Source organism: Aeromonas sp. Marseille-Q7275, from assembly GCF_965119515.1.
The window spans coordinates 1-4214 of sequence record NZ_CBCPLW010000039.1; the positions used below are offsets into that span (position 1 = coordinate 1).

At 49.5% G+C, this 4214-nt stretch carries 7 protein-coding genes; all 7 read right to left on the reverse strand.

The window, feature by feature from the left end:
• Positions 1-68: 68 nt before the first annotated feature.
• Positions 69-890 carry a zonular occludens toxin domain-containing protein gene (locus ACWPWQ_RS21185; protein ID WP_454010690.1) on the reverse strand — a complete coding sequence of 274 codons (822 nt, stop codon included), beginning with the start codon at positions 888-890 and terminating at the stop codon, positions 69-71.
• Between the two features lie 8 nt (positions 891-898).
• The gene (locus ACWPWQ_RS21190; protein WP_454010691.1) at positions 899-1213 is read right to left on the reverse strand and encodes a DUF5455 family protein; all 315 of its coding nucleotides are present in this window, start codon (positions 1211-1213) and stop codon (positions 899-901) included.
• A gap of 2 nt (positions 1214-1215) precedes the next feature.
• Positions 1216-2583: a hypothetical protein gene (locus tag ACWPWQ_RS21195; RefSeq protein ID WP_454010692.1), complete on the reverse strand. Its 1368-nt coding sequence runs from the start codon at positions 2581-2583 to the stop codon at positions 1216-1218.
• A gap of 78 nt (positions 2584-2661) precedes the next feature.
• Entirely contained in the window at positions 2662-2892 is a 231-nt protein-coding gene (locus ACWPWQ_RS21200; RefSeq protein WP_454010693.1) for a hypothetical protein, read from the reverse strand.
• Positions 2893-3117: 225 nt separating this feature from the next.
• The gene (locus ACWPWQ_RS21205) at positions 3118-3402 is read right to left on the reverse strand and encodes a single-stranded DNA-binding protein (protein WP_454010694.1); all 285 of its coding nucleotides are present in this window, start codon (positions 3400-3402) and stop codon (positions 3118-3120) included.
• Between the two features lie 11 nt (positions 3403-3413).
• A complete protein-coding gene (locus ACWPWQ_RS21210) occupies positions 3414-3737 on the reverse strand; it encodes a hypothetical protein (protein WP_454010695.1) in 324 nt (107 codons plus the stop codon).
• A 201-nt stretch (positions 3738-3938) separates the two neighbouring features.
• Positions 3939-4214, reverse strand: a 276-nt coding sequence (locus ACWPWQ_RS21215) for a phage/plasmid replication domain-containing protein (RefSeq protein WP_454010696.1), incomplete at its 5' end; no start/stop codon positions are given.

Consider the following 4214-nt stretch of genomic DNA (forward strand, 5'->3'; position numbering starts at 1 on the left):
ACATTATGCGCAATCACCCAGGTGAGCAAACTGAGGCTGCAGCCCGGGAAAAGTTGATGCCGATAAAGCTAGTTATCGGCACCAAGGAAGTAGCGCCGGCAATCTCTCGATATGGCGCATGACAGTTTTACAGACGGCCACAGGAACAAACTCAGGAGGAACCGCGGAATGCTAACGCAATCGTCACCGGTAGACCGTTGCTGATAGCGCCCCGTGGTAAGCATGGGTGGCACCAGAGAATACATGGCGCGCATGTCTACGGGCCTACCATTGAGCCATTCGAGGTCATCAGTGAAAACCTGCTCAGTCTGATAGGCACCATAGAGCTCTTTGGAGCGGTAAAAAATGCGGTCAACCAGTGGAGCAGTTTCGTTGTCGCCGTAGTAAACGCGAGCCAAGTGAACTTGTGGCAACTTAAAGGCTCGCATCACCTTGATGCGGTCAGCGCGGGAGCAAACAACCAAGTGCTCACACATGCTCTCGCGAAGCTGTTTATCGATTGCCTCAATGTGCTGAACGATGAAGTAAATATCCCAACGCAGCTTGCGAGCATGAAGAAACCACTGAAGGACGCCAAGGCGCTCCTTGTCCTGGAATGTACGAGTGTTCATCCACATCGAGAGCTCATCGAGCACCATGACACCAAAGCGAGATTCGCTATAAGGCTCTTCGGCGGAATAGCCAGTGCCTAAGGATTCAAGGTCGCAAAGTCGGGGTTTATCCGGCAGTCGAGTTGCGGAAGTTGACGAAGTGGGGCCAAGCATGTGCTCAAGATTGAGGTCGAGATTGGTAGCAACCCGCCTCCCCTGCCCCAGCGCCTGCTGAATAACGTCAATGGTAAACAACGTCTTGCCGCTACCCAACTTGCCTGTCACAAAATAAACGGCCATGTTATCTCTCACGACTCAACTTTGATTTTTAATAAGGTCATATGGGCATCGTATGCCGCAATAACAATATTGGTTGTGACTGCAATGGAAATACAGAGTGCGGTATTAGATGGGAGCATTCCGATAATGGGACCAGCAAAACTAGGCATGGCATAGGATACGCCAGCCATAGCCCCAGTAACACCAGCCAGCATTGTAGCGCAGAGGGTCATATAAACAGTGATATATATAGAGGCCATGGCGAATTTTTTACCAATGAATCCAGCGACAACAGAAACAATGGATGAAATTAACCCGGCAATCCAAGCAGCAATGGCGGCCATAATTAGAACCTCCTTGAGAAAGCGTCACGCATGGTAAACCAGACGTAAACACCAGTAGATATATAAAAGAACCAAGTCAATATCGGCAGGAAATAAGGATAATAAAATTCCTCGCAAACATTATATGTGGATATGGTTATGCTTTGACCCATAATGGAAAACGTCTTATTTATGACATAACACTGGCCAGTGCCGCCAATAATAAAATTGTTTTGAGGTAAAGCGTTTATTTGGTCATTTGGGGTGGCCTTAACGCCATCCTCAAATTGCTTGTATGGGTCGAGAAGCGTGGTTAACACAGGTTGCTGACCTAGCGATTCCTTGGTGGCCTTCTCTTCTGCCTCCCTCTCCTTTTTAAGGCTTTCTTCGAGTTCCTTTTGAGTTAATGGCTTCTTGAGCTGGTCATTAGCGGCTGCAACTTGGCCCTCTGGGGTGGCACCCTCTTGAAGTTGACCAGCCAAGGCGGCTATTTCAGCCAGCTTCTCTGGGGAGACGTAATGGGCTGCATTAGGATTAGTGGATTGCAGCAAACCCTGCGCATACAAATCAAGGAGCTCTTGGTCTGATTGCGTCACACCGGGAATGTAAGGAACAGTGTCAGGGAATACTTCAGGGTAAGGATAGGGCCATGGGTCGGGCACCATGAAGGCCTGAGCTGCATCCTCAGGGTCATTAAGCATTTGAGTAACTAGAGAATCATATAAAGCATCATCAGGGACAGGTTGAGCTGTACCATAACTAAACGAAATCGGAGTGAAATACATTTTATCGCGAGAAGTGCAAACCGGAGGGGATGCGGTATTACAACCATAGACTCTATAACCAGACATCTGACCTATTGTTAAGGTATCAACACCGCTGTAATACTCTAACTTTTGAAAAACAGGATATGCGACACCCAGAGCAATGGATATACACTGCTCAAAGGTTTTAGTTCCATAAGAGCCTGATGTAGTTTGGCAATTACCAGTATAATTTTTCGGCTTATTGGTAACTTGGTCAGTCAACTCATCAATTGCCCAACCAGCGGCAGCAATACTGGCAGCCCAGGCAGCATACCAAGCATTGCGCTTAACAAGACCCTTAAGCCCTCCAGTTTCCCCCATGCCTGCTTTAAAGCGAGTCATATAGGTAGCCTTGGGAACATCGAGTTTCTTTATTTGGTAAGGGTCGTTAGCAGCAAAGCCACGAATAGTGGTGCTAACGCTTATAGCAGTATTGGTGGCTGCGGTGACGGCATTAACCTTTATGACCTCAGCTTGCTTGATAATTCCAGAAAGAGAAAACGCAGTGGAAGCGGTAGCTTTATCGCCGCCAAATAAGCCAATGATGGCAGCAGCAACGACAATGGTAATGGGTGGGTTTTTCATGGTTCAGCGTCCGAGCAGGAGCCCATGGCGAGGGCTGGTGAAGGCAGACGGGGGGCGCTCCGCACCCCCCATCTGCAATTAGCGAGCCCCCTTCTTGATGAACTTCCGGAAGATGGAGATACCGGTATCCCAGCCGAGGCCAACGGCCATGATGGCGACCCCGGCGGCACCACCGGCGGCGATATAGCCGATGACAGTGGTCTGCACCGGGCCCATGGCGGTGGTGACGGCTTCGTCAGCGAAAGCCGCTACAGGGCCGAGGGATGCCATGATAACCATGGCTTGGGTAACAACTTTGTTTTTGAACATGATGATATTCCCTATCTTGATGCGCTTTTGATGGTGTATCGGAAGAAGCTAAAAAAATAGCCGTATCCGTACCCGACTAACCACATTACGGCGAACCATAATGGGTCACTCATTGGGGGTAAAACCATATTATTTACCCCCCATGAATCCGAGGGCGAATACCACCATAGAGGCGATGGTATAAGCCGTTTCATTGGTTAAGAACGTGAGTTCCACGATTAAGCCTTAAGCGGCAGCAGGCCGACTTGCTTGGAACGGGACGAGCTCGAGCTGACCGGAAACACCGAGGGAGCCGAAACGGTCAACGATGAAGCTTTTATCGGTGACGGCATAGAAACCTTTTTGGTAAGGCTGGGCGCCGTCTGGCAGGTTAAATTCAAACCTGACCGGATAGGGTTGCCCATCCAGATGCAGATAGGCCTCCTGCTTGTTCATGCTGTAGGCTTTTCCGGTGCGCTGGGAGGTGCCAGACTGGTTGCGGACGGATACGTTAGCGATTTCGATTTTCATGGTGCAGTCCTTTATTGGCGGATTTCGACGGAAGAGCCGTCAGGGTGTATTACGAACAGGTCAGCGACTTGTTCACGGATTAATTCAGCGTGGTAATAACACTCCCCTTCATCGTCGAAACGGCGAGTTTCCGTTTGGGCGTCGAAGGTTTCCCACTGGAGAATGTATTTACCATGCTCATCAATTTGGCGTTGACGTTCAGCTGCGGCGCGAAGGTCGGAGCAGGATTGGCGGTGGCAATATTGGTCACCGTTGCCAATAATAAGGAGGTGACAGCATTTGCAATATTTCATGGTCATGGCCTCACGAAGAAATCCATAATGAGAGGTAATCATTTTTAAAAACCCTCGCAATAATTGGAGATATAACGCTCAATGAGAGAGTTTTCGTGAATAGTGAAGGCGGAGCTGACTAAAAAGCCAAGAGCTAAACCAATTAAAACTAGCTTGAGCTTCATTTTCTCCCCCTGTGATACTCAACGAAGGCAACCACCAAGCAAGCAGCAATGCCAATAAGCAGGAATATGGCGAGGGGAATCATGCTACAGCCCTCAGGGTGCGCGGCATGACGTACCAGCTAGGCGGAGTGGCGATATTAGATTTGACCTCACGGGCGGCGGTGACGTATACCGGGCTGAATTTCGAGATATTGCACTTGGTAGCAATATCGATACCGATTTGGCGAAGGCGGGCGCGGTGTTGCTTGACCTGACGTTTATTCGGGTCGAAATTCTGGCCGTGCATCCACTGAAGGGCATACATGGCAGTAGTGTTTGCGGCACGGGTGGTATCCACAATGCCCAGCGTAATAAG